Genomic DNA, 16626 nt, shown 5'->3' with positions numbered 1-16626 from the left:
CACATGTTTGTCACCTGATCAATCTTGATTCAAGATAGATCCATGGAGCTTCAGCAGATGCGGTACGTCGTGGCGGTGGCGGAGACGAACAGCTTCACTCGCGCCGCGGAACGATGCCTCGTCGTGCAGTCGGCGTTGAGTCACCAGATCGCGCGGCTCGAACGGGAACTCGGCGCTCGGCTGTTCGAGCGCACGAGCCGCAGGGTCCGGCTCACGGCCGCGGGTGAGGCGTTCCTGCCTGCCGCCCGTCAATGTCTCGAAGCCGCCGAGAGGGCGGGTTCGGAGGTGGCCGCCGCGGTCGGCGAGATTCGCGGACGGCTGACCGTCGGCGTCATCCCGACCGTCGCGGCGCTCGACGTCCCCGCCGCGCTGCAGACGTTCCACCGGCGGTATCCGCATGTCCGGATCGGACTGCGGGTCGGCGCGAGCGGGCACCTGGTGCAGCAGATCAAGGACGGCGCGATCGAGGTCGCGTTCCTCGGGCTTCCGGTGTCGGACCGGCCGGAGGGCGTGGGTACCTGCGAACTGGGGCGTGACGACCTGGTCGCCGTGGTGGCACCCGGTCATCCGCTCGCCGACGAGTCCGAAGTGGACTTGAAGCGGCTCTCGTCCGAAGTGTTCGCCGACTTCCCCGCCGGATCGGCGGGGCGGGCCCAGACGGATCAGGCGTTCGCCGCGGCCGGAGTGACCCGTGAGGTGGCCTTCGAGGTGACGGCCGCCGACTTCATGGCGCGGCTCATCCATCAAGGGCTGGGAGTGGCGTTGCTGCCGTCGAAGTACGTGCCGAACCTGAGCGGTGTGGTCACCGTGCCGGTGACGGACGCGCCCGCGCGGATCGAGCATCTGGTCTGGAACCGCTTCACGGTCACTCCGGCGGCGAAGGCGTTCCTGGAAGTGCTGGGCGTCGGTCCGTGAAGGACTCCTTCCCTACCCTGAAAGTAGGGAAGGAGTCCTTCACGGACCATCAGCCGGGTCAGCCTTCCTTGATGACCTCGAACAGGCTGGTCCACGAGCTGCGCCCGTGTCCCGCGGCGATCGCCCGGTCGTAGTGCGACTTGACCGCCTCCGGCAGGAGCACGTCGATTCCCGCGTCCCGGCTCGCCTGCACGATGTGATCGGCGGTCGCGCCCATCATGGTCACGTCGGCCTCGTCGCCGGGGTGGTCGCCCTTCTCGATCTGCTCGGCCGCGGCGTCCAGGTAGAAGTCCATCGTCGCGAACAGGTCCTTGGCGTACGGGACGAACTTCTCCACGGACGTCCCGGCCGAACGCACCAGCGCGCTCGCGTGCATGAACACCGAGAGCGAGTTCAGGAAGATGTCCAGCTGTGCCTGGTAGAACAGCTGCGCCAGCCGGACGTCCTCGCCGAGGAAGTCCGCTCGCCCGATGAGCGCCAGGGTCTCGCGGTACTTCTCGAACACCTCGGCCGGGCCGCTGTAGAAGACGTAGGCCTCCTCCTTGCCCACCAACGGCGCCGGGACCATCAGGCCACCCGCGAGGAACCGCCCGCCACGGGCCTCGACCCACTCCGCGGCTTCGCGGGTCTTCTCCGGGGTGTCCGAGCTGAGGTTGACGATCACCTTGCCCGCCAACGCTTCCTCCGCCTTGCCGAGGATGTCGTACATCGCCGCGTAGTCGGTGAGGCTCAGCAGCACCAGCTCCGATGCCGACACCGCGTCCGCCGGTGTCTCGGCACGCACCGCACCCGCGGCGACGACGCCGTCCGCGCGGGCGGCGGTGCGGTTCCAGACGGTCACTCCGTGGCCGTTCTCCAGGAATACCCGGACCATGGCCTGTCCCATCGGGCCGAGCCCGATCAGTGTGATCATTGTTCTTTCCTTACTTTTTCAGGAGTTCGATGATGCCGATCAGGTCTTCGGCGCCGTGCCCGGCCGCGACCCGCTTGTCCATCAAGGGCTGAAGCGGCGCGAGCAACTCGGCGCTGACACCCTGTTCTTCGGCGGCCTTCGCCAGGTTCGGGAAGGCCGCGGCCTGCATCGCGAGGTTCGACACGACGCCGGTCACGTAGTCGCCGTCGTCGATCTGCTCGGCCGCGCGCTCCAGGAAGCCGCTCATCGCGTCCATCCAGCCGCGAAGCAGCGGAGCGAACTCCCTCGCTTTGGCTCCGGTGGAGCCGACGAGGGCGAAGGCCTGGATGACACCGATGAAGTGCCCGTACATCCCGCTGAGCAGTGCGATGTCGTACAGGGGCGCCAATCCGGGATCGGCCCCGAGGTAGTTGGTGCCGCCGAAGGTGTCGAGCGCGGTGCGGGCCCGGCCGAAGACGGTGCCCGATCCGCTGTAGAAGATGAACGCCGCGGGCGAGCCGATCATCGGCGGGACGGCCATGATCCCGCCGTCCAGGTAGTCCGCGCCCAGTTCCCCGGCCCACGCGCTCATCTCGCGTGCCTGGCCGGGGGTGCCGTTGGTCAGGTTGATCAGCTGCCGTCCTTCGAGCCCGGCCGCGACCGGGTCCAGGACCTCGTGCACCGAGTCGTAGTCGAGCAGGCAGGCGATCACGATCTTGTTCGCCGCGAGAGCCTCGGACACCGTCGAAGCGACAGTGGCTCCCTTCGCCGCCACGCCCTCGGCGCGGCTCGCGGTCCGGTTCCACGCGGTGACCGGATGCCCTGCGGCCAGCAGTGCCTCTACGAGCGCGGTTCCCATCGCGCCCAGCCCCAGTACCGTCACCGGGGTCTTGCCGTGTTCGGTCATGGGACCACCGTGACGCCGCCCGCGCACGGATCACTGCGGGTTCGCGCACGGCCGCCCGCACGAGATTGTCGGTGGTCCGCGCTAACGTCGGTTTCGTGCGTTTCGGAGTGCTGGGACCGCTCGCTGTGTGGACGACCGCCGGCGAGCCCGTCGTCGTGCCCGAGGCGAAGGTCCGCCTCCTGCTCGCCGGACTGCTGAGCAGGGAGGGCAGGGCGGCGTCGGTGTCGTCGCTGACCGACGATCTCTGGGGTGAGCATCCGCCGGGCAACCCCGGCAACACCCTGCAGACCAAGGTCTCCCAGCTGCGCCGCACCCTCGGCAAAGCCGAGCCGGGTGCCCGGGAGATCGTGACGCATCACCCCGCCGGATACGTCCTCGCCGTCGAACCCGGTGACCTGGACGTCCACCGGTTCCGCACGCTCACCGCCCGTGCTCGTGAGGCCGTCGATCCACGTGCCAGGGCCGCACTGCTGGCGGACGCGCTGGCGTTGTGGCGCGGGCCGGCGTATGCCGGGTTCGAGGACGAGACCTTCGCCGTGGCCGCGGCACAGCGACTGGAGGAGGAACGGCTGCTCGCCGAGGAGGAGCGAGCCGAAGCCCGGCTGGCTCTCGGCGAGCATGGGGTCCTCACCGGGGAGCTGGCCGGTCTGGTTTCACGGCATCCGTTGCGGGAGCGGCTCCGAGGCCTGCTGATGCGCGCGTTGTACGCGGCCGGGCGGCACAGTGAGGCGCTCGAAACCTACGCCGAGCTGCGCACCCGTCTGCGTGACGAGTCCGGCCTCGAACCGGGGCCGGAGCTCGCGGCCCTGCACCAGGCCATCCTCACCCGGAGCCCCGATCTCGAACCCGTCCGTGCCACCGCACCGGTGCGGGGGAACCTGCCGGAGGCGCTGACCGAACTGGTCGGCCGCACGACGGCGGTCAAGGAGGTCGGAGCGCTCGTCACCGACTCACGGCTGGTCACCCTCACCGGTCCGGGCGGGGTGGGCAAGACCAGGCTCGCGATCGAGGCCGCGTCGAAACTGGCGATGGCCGACGGCACCTGGCTGGTCGAACTGGCGGGCCTGGACAACGTCGAGTGCCCCACCTGCCCGCCGGAAGACCTGGTCGCCGTCGTCCTGACGGCCGTGCTCGACGTCCGGGAGGAGGCCACTTCCGCGAAGACACTGACGCGCTCACTGGCCGATGCGTTGCGCGACAAAGAGATCCTGGTCGTCCTGGACAACTGCGAACAGGTCGTCGAACCGGTCGCGGCGCTGGTGGAGAGGCTGCTGGCGGCGGCACCCCGGCTGCGCGTGCTCACGACCAGCCAGGAGCCGCTCGGGCTGCCAGGGGAGACCGTCTGGGCGGTCCCGCCGCTCGAACTGCCCGAGCAGGCCGATTTCGCCACCGTGCGGGAATCGAGTGCCGTCCGGCTGTTCACCGCCCGGGCAACGGCCGCCGCCCCGGGTTTCGCGCTCGACGCGGAGAACGCGGCCGTGGTCGCCCGGATCTGCCGCACGCTCGACGGGATCCCGCTGGCGCTCGAACTCGCCGCCACCCGGGTGCGGACGCTCGGCGTGCACGAACTCCTCGCCCGCCTCGACGACCGGTTCGGCCTGCTGTCCTCGGGCAGACGGGGCGGACCACGCCGTCAGCAGACCCTCCGCGCGATGATCGACTGGAGCTGGAGTCTGCTGAGCGAGCCCGAACAGATCGTGCTGCGCAGGCTCGCCGTCCATGCCGAAGGCTGCGGTCTCGACGCGGCCGAGTCGGTTTGCGCGGGCGGAGAGATCGCCTCCGCCGACGTCCTGGACCTGCTGGCCCGGCTCGTCGACCGGTCTCTGGTGGTCAGCAGGCCGGGCAGGTCGGGCGAACCGCGGTTCCGGCTGCTGGAGTCGGTCTCGGCGTACGCACTGGAACACGCCGGGCAGGCGGGCGAACTCGACGACCTGTACCTGCGGCATGCCCGTTTCCACGTCGAACTGGCCGAACGCGGCGACGCGGGATTGCGCGGCAAGGAACAGCGGCGCTGGCTAGACAGGCTCGACACCGAAGGCGCCAACACCCGCCGCGCGCTGGAAACCCTGTTGCGACAAGGCGAACACCGGCTCGCATCGCGGCTGGTGAACGCGACGACGTGGTTCTGGTTCCTCCGCGGCAGGCTGACCGAGGCCCGGCGCTCGTTGGACCTCGTGCTCGTCCCGGAGAGCGCCACCGGCGACGAACACGCGCAGGCACTCGGCTGGCGTACCGGCATCGCCGTGCTCGACGGCACCTGCACCGAGGGTGCGGCGGAGGAAGCCGTGTGGGGCATCGCCGATCCCGTCGCGCGCGCCCGGTCACTGTGGTTCCTCGGCTACGCGTGGTCCACGATCGGCGACCTGTGCCGCGCGGAGAAGCTCACGCTCGGCGCGCTGGAAACCGCCCGTGACGTCGGCGACGACTGGGGTGCCGCGGCCGCGCTGAGCGACAGGGCGGGACACCTGATCGCCGGGGGCGATCTCACCGGCGGCGGCCGCATGGCCGCCCAGAGCGCCGGGATCTTCGACGGCCTCGGCGAGCGCTGGGGCTGGCTGCAGGCGTCGTTCGTCCTCGGCATGTTGGCCTCGATCGCCGGGGACTACGACCACGCCGCCCGCGTCCACCGGGAGAGCCTTCGCCGCGCGGAGGAGCTGGAGCTGTGGCCGGAGGTCGCCTACAAACTGTCCTGGCTCGGCCGGACAGCGCTGCTCACCGGAGACTTCCAGGAGGCCAAGGACTTCCACGAGCGGGCCAGAGCGCTGGCCATCGAACACAGCTTCACCCCGGGCGAGGTCTACGCCGAGACAGGGCTCGCGCTCGGCGCGCGACGCGAAGGGCTGTTCGACGAGGCCGAGCGGCGACTGCTGTCCATTTTGGACTGGCATCGCCGGGTGGAGTCCGCGGCGGGCAGCACCCTGATCCTCGCCGAGCTCGGGTTCATCGCCGAGCAACGCGGAGACGCTGTGAAGGCGAAGAAGCTCCAGTTGGATGGCCTGGCCGTCGCTCGCCCCAGCGGCGATCCTCGCGCGATCGCCCTCGGTCTCGAAGGCCTTGCCGGCGCGGAAGCGGGAGCCGGCTCGTATCACCGTGCCGCACGCTTGCTGGGTGCCGCCGCGGCCTCCCGGGAATCGGCGGGTGCTCCCCTGCCGAAGGCCGAACGCGGCGACGTCGACAGGATCACCGGAGTCATCGTCGCGGCTCTCGGGGAAACCGCGTTCTCCGAGGAGATCGCGATCGGCGAAGCGGCCTCAATCGATCAACTCGTGACAGACAGTCAGTAGCCGGGCACCCGCGTCACCACAATGGACCAAGGATTTACTTCACGTCGGCAACAAAGGGTGATTTCTTTCTGTCGCCGAGCCTCCCTGACCGGTAGCGTGCGTATCCATGCGGGTGAGGTGGGGGGCTCCCGGCGGGCCCAAGGTGACGATGCCGTGGCGAGCGGCTCCGCGGGCGGCATTGACCAGCCCTTTGACTTTGATCATCGCCGCGGTGACCGCCTTACTGGCCTGTTTCCTCGGTACCGCCGCCGTCCTGCAGGCTTCCGCCGCGGGCGGTGCGGCGGTCGCGTACCAGTCCGGCATCGCCTGCCCGGATTACTACGGACCGGTCTTCAGCAAGGACAACGTCCCTGCCGCGGCTGCTCCGCAGATCATCGACTCGGTCCGGAGTAAGGCTCCGGCGCACGGTTTCGCCGCGCCGGTCACCTCCCGCTACACGACCGTTCTCGTCGGCACCGAGTTCAACGGGGATTCCAACTACAAGGTCACCCTCGCCCACCGGGACCAGGCGGTCCCGGGTCACCTCGACGTGACGAACGGGTCTGCGGGCGCCGGGCTCCTGCTCGGGACCGTCGTGGCCAAGGCGGAAGGGATCAAAGCCGGGACCACGCCGAGCTTCCGGGGTGCCCAGCTCCCTCCGGTCACCGGGCTGTACCGCGACCTCGCCGACCCGGCGCCGCGCTGGTGGTGCTCGCAGCAACGGAACGCGGTGGTCAGCAGGCTCGCCAACGACCCGCTCGACTCGGTCATGTTCGCCACCGACGGGAAGACGTTCGACGACGCCGTCCGCACGCTGGGCCTTCCGGCGATCAAGGCGCTGCACCTGTCGTTCTACGAGGCTCCGCCCAAGACCGTGAGCGAGGCAGAGGACCTGCTGGAACGCTCGAAAGCGCTCATCGCCGACGTCAAGGCGGATCTGGGTGCCCGTGGCCTCGGTGACGCGATCACCGGTTCGGTGCCGTTCGAGCGTTCCGTGGAGATCAGCAACCAGGCCGAATCGAATGTCCTGGTGTCGATCCTGCCGCTCGCGGCCATCAGCATCCTGGTCGGCTGCGCCGGTATCGGCACCGTCGCGCTGCAGTGGCACCAGCGCCGTCACCCGCAGCTGCGGCTGCTGGCCGCCCGCGGCAGCGCGCCAGGAGCACTGGGAATGCTCGCGGTCGCCGAACTGGGGCTTCCCATCGTGGCCGGTGGTGTGGCAGGCGGGGTGCTCGCCCGGCTGTTGCTCGGGGTTTACGGACCGCCAGGGGAAATCGGCGAAGGGGCGCTGCTGAGAGGGTCGCTCGTCGCGGCCGTGATCCTCCTCGTTTCGCTCGCGCTGCTGGCCGGGGTGATCGCCTTCCGCACGCATCGGGAGTTCGAACTCGGCCGGGTCAAGTCCGGACGCCGCAAGGGCATGAAGCTGCTGGCGATCTTCCCGTGGGAACTGCTCACCGCCGGCGTCGCCCTGCTCGGCTGGACCCGGCTCGTCGACTACAGCAAGGGATCCCGGATCGGGAACCCGCTTCCCCAGGTCGACCCGCTCGCGCTCACCTATCCGGTGTTCGTCGTGCTCACCGTCGGCCTCCTGGCCGCGCGACTGGCCTGGCTCGCGCTGCTCGCGTCGCACCGCGCGCGGCTGTGGTCCCGGCCCGCGCTGCAACTGGCGATCCGGCGGCTCGCCAGCGCTCGCGCGCCGGTCACCGGTGTCCTCGTGATCGGCACGCTGGCCATCGGCACCCTGGCGACCGGGATCGGGATCGCGCGCGGGCAGGAGGAGGCGCTGCACACCAAGTCGGCGATCTTCGTCGGCGCCGAGACCCGGGTGGACACCGAAAGCGTCATCGGCACCGGCCAGATCCCGCTGCCCGCCGAGATCAACGGCAGCACCACGATCGTCGGCGAGCTCACCGGCACGGGCAACGTCGTGCTGGTCGTGGATCCGCAGACTTTCCGGCGCGCCGCCACCCTCGGCCCGCTCGACGGTGCCGAGGTGGACCGGTTACTCGGCGGCCTGTCGGGTGGTCCCGGCACCGGTGTCCCGGCTATCCGGGCCGGGAACGACGCGGCCCAGAAACCCCGGCTGGGAGCCGGTCTCCCGGACGCCAGGACGATCGGCGAGCTGCCGATGTTCCCGATCATCGGCACCAAGGCCGGGTACGTGATCTCCCGGGAATCGCTCAGCGCCGCGCAATTGCGCGCGGTGCCCAAGTGGAGCCTGCTGTCCGGCTCGTCGATGACGCAGGTGACCGAAGCGCTGGTCTCCGTGGGAGTGGCCACGGCGGTCAACCGCGTCACCCGTGACTCCGCCCTCGACGCGCTTCCGTTCTACGTCGTGTCCTGGACGTTCTCGTTCATGGCCCTGCTCGGCGCCGTGCTCGGCGTGGTGGCGGTGCTGTCGCTGCTGGTCGCGGTCGAAGTCCGCCGACGCCAGAACGCGCTGGCCGGGGCGCTGGTCCTGCGGATGGGGATGCGACCGCGCGCCCTGCTGGCGAGTCACCTGATGGAACTGGGCGCGCTCAGCGGGCTCGCTGTGGTCATCGGCGTCGCCTGCGGGATTTCGGTCGCGGGGCTTTCGGTGCCGCGCTTCGACCCGGCGACCTTCCTCGCCCCGCGGTCGGCACTGCCCAACCCGACCCCGATGGCCCTGACCGTGCTGGCCGTCGGCGTGCTCGTCGTGGCGCTGGCAGGCTGGATCGCGATGCGCTCGGTGCGCACCGCCCGGACCGCGGAGCTGATTCGTGCCTGAGAAACCGATCTTCCGGCTTCGCGGGATCGGCGTCGACTACCAGACGCCCGCGGGCACCGTCACCGGTGTCGACGACGTCACCATCGACATCCCCGCACGCGGGATCACCGTACTGGCCGGGCCGTCAGGTTCCGGCAAATCCACCCTTCTGCGGACACTCGGCCTGTTCGAGCAGCCCGTTCGGGGCACGATCTCCTTCCAGGGCACCGAAACCGCAACGCTGCGGCATCGCGACCGGCGAGCGCTGCGGCGCAACCACCTCGGCCTGGTGTTCCAGAACCCGACCGACAACCTGCTCGCGTACCTGAGCGTCGCCGACAATCTCCGCGCGGCGGCGGAATCGGCCGGAACGGAATGCCTCCCCGACGACATCCTCGAACAGCTGGGGCTCGGCGGCACCGGCGCCTGGCAGATCTCCGCGCTGTCCGGCGGGCAGCAGCAGCGCCTCGCGTTCGGCTGCACCCTGGCGCGCCGCTCGACCGTCGTCCTCGCCGACGAGCCGACGTCCCAGCTGGACGAAGGGTCGGCCGACCTGGTACTCGACACGCTGAAGTACCTGGCGGACCAGGATTTCGCCGTGATCGTCGCTTCGCACGACGACCGGCTCATCGAACTCGGCAGCCGCGTCGCGCGGATGCACAAAGGCAGCCTCGAAGCTGTCGAAGAACGGGAGGTCGTGCCGTGATGGCGGAACCCGCCCTCGAGGCCGTCGGGTTGCGCCGCCGGTTCCCCCATCCCAGCGGGGACGTCGAAGTCCTGCGCGGGCTCGAACTGCGGGTGGCCCCGGGCGAACTGGTCACCGTTTCCGGGCGGTCCGGTTCCGGCAAGAGCGCGCTGCTGGCCCTGCTGTGCGGCTTCGACTCGCCGGATTCCGGCAGTGTCCTGCTGGACGGCGTCCCGATAGCGGGCGCGCCGCCGTGGCACACCTGCGCCGTCCTGCCCCAGGCGCTCGGTCTCGCGAACGAACTGACGATCGCGGAGAACGTGGCGCTGCCGTTGCGGCTCCGGTCCGACATCCCCAAGCCCAGCGCGAAGGACATCCACGCGCGGGTTTCGGAACTGCTGGAGGAACTCGGGATCGGTGACCTCGGCGACCGCTATCCCCTCGAGGTCTCCTTCGGGCAGCAGCAGCGGGTGGCACTCGCCAGGGCCGTCAGCGGGCGGCCTCGGGTCCTGCTCACCGACGAACCGACCGCGCACCTGGACGCCGGGAGCACGCCGCGGGTGCTGAGGCTGCTGCGACGCTGCGCGGAAGAGGGCGCCGCGGTCATCGTGGCGACGCACGACGACGACGTGCACCGGATCGCGGACCGGCGGGTACGGCTGCTGGACGGCGTGCTTTCCTGAGTGGCTCAGAAGTGCAATGAAGGGGACTTTCATTGCAAAATTTGCAATGAAAGTCCCCTTCATTGCACTTGCAGCCGGACGGGGGCGTGGTGCGGGTCAGTGGCCGCGTGATGTCCGTCCTATGACGCCGACTGTGTGGATTTTGGTGCGTTGGATGACCAGAAATCCACACACCCCTACCGCAGGTAGCACCTCACACCGGAGACACGAATGGCGAGTCTCGCGGTCTCAGCATCGATTGTTCCCAATGTCGCATTCGAGACGCTCAGCGACTCAAATGCGACATTGGGTACAGCGAACACGTCCGATGGCCGACGCGCTAAGGAGCGACCGGGCCCGCCTTCCCGTACAGATCGTTCCCGGCCCAGTTCACGATGTCCTGCGAAGGCCGAGACGGCGGGACCGGCACGAAGTTCGCGGCGTCGTCGACGCTTCCGGTGCCGTCGTACTTGGCCTGCAGCGGGTACGGGAACACCGGCCGGGTGCGGAAGACCTTGCCGCCGGCGTCGCGGCCGGTGGCGATCGTCCGGTCCGGCGCGGTGCCGCGTTCGACCCAGGAGACCAGTTCCTTCAGCGGGTCGTACTCGGTCAGCTTGTCGCCGGTCGCGCAGTGGTACAGGCCGGGGACCATGAACAGCCGCGCCCAGTCCCGCGTCGCGGCGGGACCGCCGTTGGCGCGGGTGAGCCGCTGGTAGTAGTCGATGGTGCCCGCCGCGGGGATGGCCTGGTCCGCCCAGCCGTGCCAGATCACGAGTTTGCCGCCGGAGCGCCGGAACTCACGCAGGTCCGTCGACATCGCGTTGGAGCGGATGCCTTCCGGGGTCAGCCTGTCGAATTCACGCGAGGTGAAGGCGAACTTGTCGACCGACGAATGCGGTGTCCCGATCGGGTAGGCCATGTACTTCAGGTAGTTGTCGGCGAGTCCGTACGCGGCAGGGACACCGCCGAACTCCGGCGCCGGGATGATCCAGCCGTACCAGGACAGTTCGGAGCCGACGGTCTGGCCGCCCGGGTACAGCTTGCGGCCGCGTTCGTCGGTGGGCGGCGCGTAGATCTTCTTGGTGGCCTCGACCTGGGCCGGGGTGAGGCAGCCGGCGTTGTCGGTGCCGGTCGGGCAGGCGATCGTCGCCGGGTCGAAGCGGCAGGTGCGCGGGTCGTCGATGGCGCCGTCACCGAGTCCGTCGGACTTGTCGCAAGAGGACAGTGCGGCGGCGTGCAGTGCCGGGAGCTTTTCCGCGGTCAGGATCGGCTTGCCGTCGGCGCCGGTGTTCACCTTGGCGAGCCAGGTCTGGTAGGCGCCGATGAGCGGACCCCAGTAGCCGGCCGGTGCGCCGGCGATGATGCCGTCGAAGTCGTGCGGGTAGCGCTGCGCGAGCAGGAGCGCTTCGCGGCCGCCGTCGGAACAACCGCTGAAGTAGGACTTCTTCGGCGGAGCGCCGTAGAACGCCGAAATGAGGCGCTTGGACGCCTTCGACACCACGTGCGGGGCCCGGAACGCGAAGTCGTCGCGCGCGGCCTGGTTGTTCTCGGCCCATTTGCCGTCGTCGAAGATCAGCTCGCTCTTGCCGACGTGACCGTCGTCGGTGGCCGCGACCGCGACGTCGCCGCCGTGGGGCAGTCCGCAGTCGGCGAACGGCGGGGTGCTGACGACACCGCAGAACCCGCCGCAGCCGAACTGCAGATACCGGCCCGCGTAGGTCTTGGTTGGCAGCCGGAGCTGGAATTGCACCGCCGGTTCGACGTAGCCGCGGACGTCGCAGTTCTCCGGTTCGGTCGCCGTCGCCGGCACCACGGTCGCGGTCTTGACGTGCGTGACCGCCCCGGGAACGTCGTAGGTCCGCACCAGGTCGGCGCAGGTGCGCACCGGGCGGAAGGTCGTTTCGCCGGCGGTGGCCGCCGGTGCCGTGAGTATCGAGCCTGCCGTGATGAGCGCTGCCACGCCGAGCATGGACAACCGCCGCATTTCCCCACCCCAGTTTCCCGGATCGGCTTTCAGTCGGACTCATTCACCCTGGCCCGGCCCCCGGAGGTTGTCCACCGGGTTTCACAAGCGCTCGCGAGGGCATCCGGGTTGTCCAGTTCGGGCCAGGTTTGTCCGAGTGTCTTGACATCGATGTCACAACCGAGTTCTTCTCTCTTGGCGTCCCCGGTCCCCCGCCTGTGCGGCGCCCAGCATGCCCCCGCGAGAAAGCATTGGTGCAACGATGCCCCGAAGCGTCAGACCTTGGGTCTGCAGCCTCTTGAGTGCCACGGTCGTGGCGTCTGGGCTGGTAGCCCTCCCGGCCACCGCCGCGGCCGAAGAGGCTCCGCCGGACTTCTACTCCTCTTTCGAACAGGGTGAACCGCAGCCGACGTGGAGCGACACCGTCGACGTCGACCCGTCCGGCAAGCCGAAGGCGTTCGGCGTCGACGGCGCGAACGCCACCACCATCCCCGGTGACATCCGCGGCAAGGTCACCGAGACGTCCGCCAACAGCGAGAACACCCCGAACGAGGGGGTGTCGAACCTGGTCGACGGCTCGGCCGACACCAAGTGGCTCGCCTGGACGCCGACCGGCTTCGCGCAGGTCGTGCTGTCCGAGCCGACGTCGATCACGCGGTACGCGCTGTCCTCGGCGAACGACTTCGACAACCGCGACCCGCAGGACTGGACGCTGCAGGGCTCCACGGACGGCCAGGCCTGGACGGATCTGGACAAGCAGACCGGCCAGAAGTTCTCGGGGCGGTTCCAGGCCAAGGAGTACCGCCTGCCCGCGGCGAGTGCCGCGTACAAGTTCTTCCGGCTGAACATCACGAAGAACAACGGCGGCGACATCATGCAGCTCTCGGAGCTGCTGCTGGCCAACGAGGACCCGGCGCCGCCTGCCCTGCCGAACATGCGCAGCTTCGCCGACAGCGGCCCGACGGGCGGCTACACGAACAAGAACCGCGTCGGCTTCACCGGCACGCGGGCGTTCCGCTACTCCGGCAGCCACAAGGCGCAGGGGCACGGCTGGTCGTACAACAAGATCTTCGACGTCGACATCCCGGTGGCGGCGACCTCGGAGCTGTCCTACAAGGTGCAGCCGGAGTTCATCCGCGGCGACCTGAAGTACCCGAGCACGAACGTCGCGGTGGACCTGGCGTTCACCGACGGCACGTACCTGAGCCAGCTCGGCGCGGTCGACCAGTACGGTTTCGGGCTTTCGCCGCAGGGCCAGGGTGCGAGCAAGGTGCTCTACACCAACCAGTGGAACCTGGTGCGCTCGCAGATCGGCGTGGTCGCGAAGGGCAAGACGGTCGACCGGATCCTGGTCGGCTACGACAACGCGAGCGGCCCGGGTTCGCTGCAGGGCTGGCTGGACGACATCAAGGTCTCGGCCACGCCGACGCCGCCGGCGAGCCTTCGCCCGAGCGACAACGTGCTGACCACGCGCGGTTCGTTGTCGAACGGGTCGTTCTCGCGCGGCAACAACATGCCCGCGACAGCGGTGCCGCACGGGTTCAACTTCTGGATCCCGACGACCGACGCGGGCACGTTGAGCTGGATGTACTCCTACCACTCGCGCAACAACGAGCAGAACCTCCCGGCGCTGCAGGCGTTCTCCGCGAGCCACGCGCCGAGCCCGTGGATGGCCGACCGGCAGACCTTCCAGTTCCTGCCCTCGACCGCCACCGGCGTGCCCAACCCGGATCGTGAAGGGCGGAAGCTGCCGTTCAAGCACTCGAACGAGACGGCGCGGGCGCACTACTACGGCGTCGATTTCGAGAACGGGATCAAGACCGAGGTCGCGCCGACCGATCACGCGGCGCTGTACCGGTTCAAGTTCCCCGGTGCGGACTCGAACCTGATCTTCGACAACGTCAACAACAACGGCGGGCTGACCCTCGACCCCGCGGGCCGGGCCATCACCGGCTACAGCGACGTGAAGAGCGGGCTGTCCGCGGGCGCGTCGCGGATGTTCGTCTACGCCACCTTCGACAAGCCGGTGACCGCCGGTTCGAAGCTGTCGACCGGTTCCGGTGACCAGAAGCGGGACAACGTCCTCGGTTACCTCAAGTTCGACGCGGGCGCCGACAAGACGGTGAACATGCGGATCGCGACCTCGCTGATCAGCGTCGAACAGGCGAAGAAGAACCTGGCGCAGGAACTCGCCCCGAACGCGACGGTCGAGTCGGTGGGCGAGACGGCGGCGAAGGCCTGGGACGAGAAGCTCAAGGTCATCGAGGTCGAGGGCGCGTCGAAAGACCAGCTGATCACGCTGTACTCGAACCTGTACCGGCTCTTCCTGTACCCGAACTCGGGCTTCGAGAACGTCGGCACCGTCGAGAAGCCGGTGAAGAAGTACGCGAGCCCGGTGTCGCCGAAGACCGGACAGGACACTCCGACTCAGACCGGGGCGAAACTGGTCGACGGCGAGTTCTACGTCAACAACGGCTTCTGGGACACCTATCGCACGGTGTGGTCGGCGTATTCGCTGCTCAGTCCGGACACGACCGGGAAGCTGGTCGACGGTTTCGTGCAGCAGTACCGTGACGGCGGCTGGATCTCGCGCTGGTCCTCCCCCGGCTACGCGGATCTGATGACCGGGACCAGTTCGGACGCTGCTTTCGCGGACGCGTATCTCAAGGGAGTCAAGGGTTTCGACGTCCAGTCGGCCTACGACTCCGCGATCAAGAACGCCACGGTGACCCCGCCGAACGGGGCGGTCGGCCGGAAGGGCATCGACGAGGGCACGTTCCTCGGGTACGCGCCGAACACCGCCGACCACGGGTTCTCGTGGGCGATCGAAGGCTATGTCAACGACAACGCCATCGCGAACATGTCGAAGAAGCTCTACGACGAGGCTCCGGCGACCGATCCGCGCAAGCAGGAGTACCTGGACAACTACGGGTACTTCACCGAGCGGGCCACGCAGTACGTGAACGTGTTCGACCCGAGTGTCGGCTTCTTCCAGGGCCGTGACGCGGCGGGCAAGTTCACCCGGGCGAAGGACCAGTTCGACCCGGAGGTCTGGGGTATCGACTACACCGAGACCAACGCGTACGGCATGCGGTTCTCCGTTCCGCAGGACGGCCAGGGCCTGGCGAACCTCTTCGGCGGCAAGGCGGGGCTGGCGTCCAAATTGGACGAATTCTTCGCCACCCCGGAGACCGGCCTGAAGTACGGCAGCTACGGCGGGATCATCCACGAGATGACCGAGGCGCGGGACGTCCGGATGGGCATGTACGCCCATTCCAACCAGGCCGCGCATCACACGCTCTACATGTACGACTACGCGGGTCAGCCGTCGAAGACGCAGGCGAAGGTCCGCGAGGCGCTGGCGAGGTTGTACGTCGGCAGTGAGCTGGGTCAGGGCTACGGCGGTGACGAGGACAACGGTGAGCAGTCAGCCTGGTGGCTGTTCGGCATGCTGGGCTTCTACCCGTTGCAGGTCGGCAGCTCGGATTACGCGATCGGGTCGCCGCTGTTCACCAAGGCGACCGTGAACCTGCCCGGCGGCAAGAAGATCGTGGTCAACGCGCCGAAGAACAGCGCGAAGAACGTCTACGTGCAGGGCCTCAAGGTGAACGGCAAGGCCCAGTCCTCGACGTCGCTGGCGCATTCCGCGATCGGAGGAGGCGGGACGCTCGACTTCGACATGGGCCCGAACCCGTCGTCGTGGGGTACCGGCCCGGACGACGCGCCGAAGTCGATCACCAAGGGCGACGCGGTGCCGACGCCGGTGCACGACCTGACCAAGCCGGTCTCCGGCGGGGACGCCGCGTTCTTCGACAACACGTCGCGGACCGAGGCGAAGGTCAAGGCGCCGATCCAGTACCAGGTGCCTTCGACGAAGGAGGCGGGTTCGTTCTACACGCTGACTTCCGGCAAGGGTGCGGGCGACGCGAAGAGCTGGGTGCTGAAGGGTTCCTACGACGGGAAGACGTGGGCGGTCGCGGATGCGCGGACCGACCAGAAGTTCCCGTGGCGTCAGCAGACCAGGGCGTTCAAGATCGCGAACCCGGCGCACTACGCGTACTACCGGCTCGAGGTCACCGCGACCACGGGCGGGGAGGCGTCGCTGTCGGAGTTCGAGGTGCTCGGCAAGCCCGACGCGGCGTGCACCCAGACGATCACGGCCGCGCACAAGGGCCCGCTGACCGTGCGCAACGGGGTGACCTGTGTGGACGGTGCGACGGTGTCCGGTCCGGTTTCGGTGGCGCAGGGTGCGAGCCTGATCGTCCGCGGCGGGTCGATCTCCGGGCCGCTGACGGCGACGGGTGCGGCGCAGATCGTGCTGGACCGGACGAAGGTGAACGGTCCGGTGGCGATCACCGGGTCGACCGGGCCGGTGTCGATCGAACTGACCGAGATCGGCGGGCCGGTGGCGTTGACGGGCAACAAGGGGCCGGTGCTGACCGCCAGCACGATCGGCGGACCTCTGGCGTGCGCGGCCAACTCCCCCGCTCCGACGGATTACGACCTGCAGAACACCGTCCGCGGTCCGTCCGCCGGGCAGTGCGCGAAGCTGTAGTCCTCCGGTAAGTAGGTGAAGGCCCCCTTCATTGCGCCTGGCGCTGTGAAGGGGGC

General features: G+C 69.0%; 9 protein-coding genes. 6 read left to right on the top strand and 3 right to left on the bottom strand.

Going from position 1 to position 16626, the window contains the following annotated elements:
- Window positions 1-42: 42 nt before the first annotated feature.
- On the top strand, window positions 43-915 hold the full coding sequence (locus ACLJRM_RS18100) for a LysR family transcriptional regulator (protein ID WP_410601205.1): 873 nt from the start codon (window positions 43-45) through the stop codon (window positions 913-915).
- Between the two features lie 58 nt (window positions 916-973).
- On the opposite strand, the gene ACLJRM_RS18095 is transcribed toward ACLJRM_RS18100, so the two are convergent.
- A complete protein-coding gene (locus ACLJRM_RS18095) occupies window positions 974-1828 on the bottom strand; it encodes an NAD(P)-dependent oxidoreductase (RefSeq protein ID WP_101607979.1) in 855 nt (284 codons plus the stop codon).
- Between the two features lie 10 nt (window positions 1829-1838).
- Window positions 1839-2714: an NAD(P)-dependent oxidoreductase gene (locus ACLJRM_RS18090; protein ID WP_410663672.1), complete on the bottom strand. Its 876-nt coding sequence runs from the start codon at window positions 2712-2714 to the stop codon at window positions 1839-1841.
- A gap of 95 nt (window positions 2715-2809) precedes the next feature.
- On the opposite strand from ACLJRM_RS18090, the gene ACLJRM_RS18085 reads away from it, so the two are divergent.
- The 4 genes from ACLJRM_RS18085 (at window position 2810) to ACLJRM_RS18070 (ending at window position 10073) form a co-directional block, all read left to right on the top strand.
- Window positions 2810-5998, top strand: coding sequence for a BTAD domain-containing putative transcriptional regulator (locus ACLJRM_RS18085; protein WP_410663671.1), 3189 nt, complete (start codon window positions 2810-2812; stop codon window positions 5996-5998).
- A 148-nt stretch (window positions 5999-6146) separates the two neighbouring features.
- Complete coding sequence (locus ACLJRM_RS18080; RefSeq protein WP_410663866.1) at window positions 6147-8726, top strand: ABC transporter permease; 2580 nt, start codon at window positions 6147-6149, stop codon at window positions 8724-8726.
- Complete coding sequence (locus ACLJRM_RS18075) at window positions 8719-9411, top strand: ABC transporter ATP-binding protein (RefSeq protein ID WP_101607982.1); 693 nt, start codon at window positions 8719-8721, stop codon at window positions 9409-9411. Before ACLJRM_RS18080 ends, ACLJRM_RS18075 begins: the two co-directional genes overlap by 8 nt.
- On the top strand, window positions 9411-10073 hold the full coding sequence (locus ACLJRM_RS18070; protein WP_101607983.1) for an ABC transporter ATP-binding protein: 663 nt from the start codon (window positions 9411-9413) through the stop codon (window positions 10071-10073). The genes ACLJRM_RS18075 and ACLJRM_RS18070 overlap by 1 nt, the downstream gene beginning before the upstream one ends.
- Before the next feature lie 319 nt (window positions 10074-10392).
- Here ACLJRM_RS18070 and ACLJRM_RS18065 read toward each other — a convergent pair whose 3' ends face one another.
- On the bottom strand, window positions 10393-12036 hold the full coding sequence (locus ACLJRM_RS18065) for a tannase/feruloyl esterase family alpha/beta hydrolase (protein WP_410663670.1): 1644 nt from the start codon (window positions 12034-12036) through the stop codon (window positions 10393-10395).
- Window positions 12037-12277: 241 nt separating this feature from the next.
- On the opposite strand from ACLJRM_RS18065, the gene ACLJRM_RS18060 reads away from it, so the two are divergent.
- On the top strand, window positions 12278-16570 hold the full coding sequence (locus ACLJRM_RS18060) for a GH92 family glycosyl hydrolase (protein WP_410663669.1): 4293 nt from the start codon (window positions 12278-12280) through the stop codon (window positions 16568-16570).
- Window positions 16571-16626 lie beyond the last annotated feature (56 nt).

Origin of the sequence: Amycolatopsis sp. lyj-84 (assembly GCF_046549075.1) — a bacterium.
GTDB lineage: Bacteria > Actinomycetota > Actinomycetes > Mycobacteriales > Pseudonocardiaceae > Amycolatopsis.
Note: the sequence above shows the minus strand (reverse complement) of the source record. Positions and strands in the feature narration are given on the sequence as shown.

Coding starts and splice junctions, on each gene's coding strand:
- ACLJRM_RS18100 (WP_410601205.1), top strand. CDS start 43: ATGGAGCTTCAGCAGATGCGGTACGTCGTGGCGGTGGCGGAGACGAAC.
- ACLJRM_RS18095 (WP_101607979.1), bottom strand. CDS start 1,828: ATGATCACACTGATCGGGCTCGGCCCGATGGGACAGGCCATGGTCCGG.
- ACLJRM_RS18090 (WP_410663672.1), bottom strand. CDS start 2,714: ATGACCGAACACGGCAAGACCCCGGTGACGGTACTGGGGCTGGGCGCG.
- ACLJRM_RS18080 (WP_410663866.1), top strand. CDS start 6,147: ATGCCGTGGCGAGCGGCTCCGCGGGCGGCATTGACCAGCCCTTTGACT.
- ACLJRM_RS18070 (WP_101607983.1), top strand. CDS start 9,411: ATGGCGGAACCCGCCCTCGAGGCCGTCGGGTTGCGCCGCCGGTTCCCC.
- ACLJRM_RS18065 (WP_410663670.1), bottom strand. CDS start 12,036: ATGCGGCGGTTGTCCATGCTCGGCGTGGCAGCGCTCATCACGGCAGGC.
- ACLJRM_RS18060 (WP_410663669.1), top strand. CDS start 12,278: ATGCCCCGAAGCGTCAGACCTTGGGTCTGCAGCCTCTTGAGTGCCACG.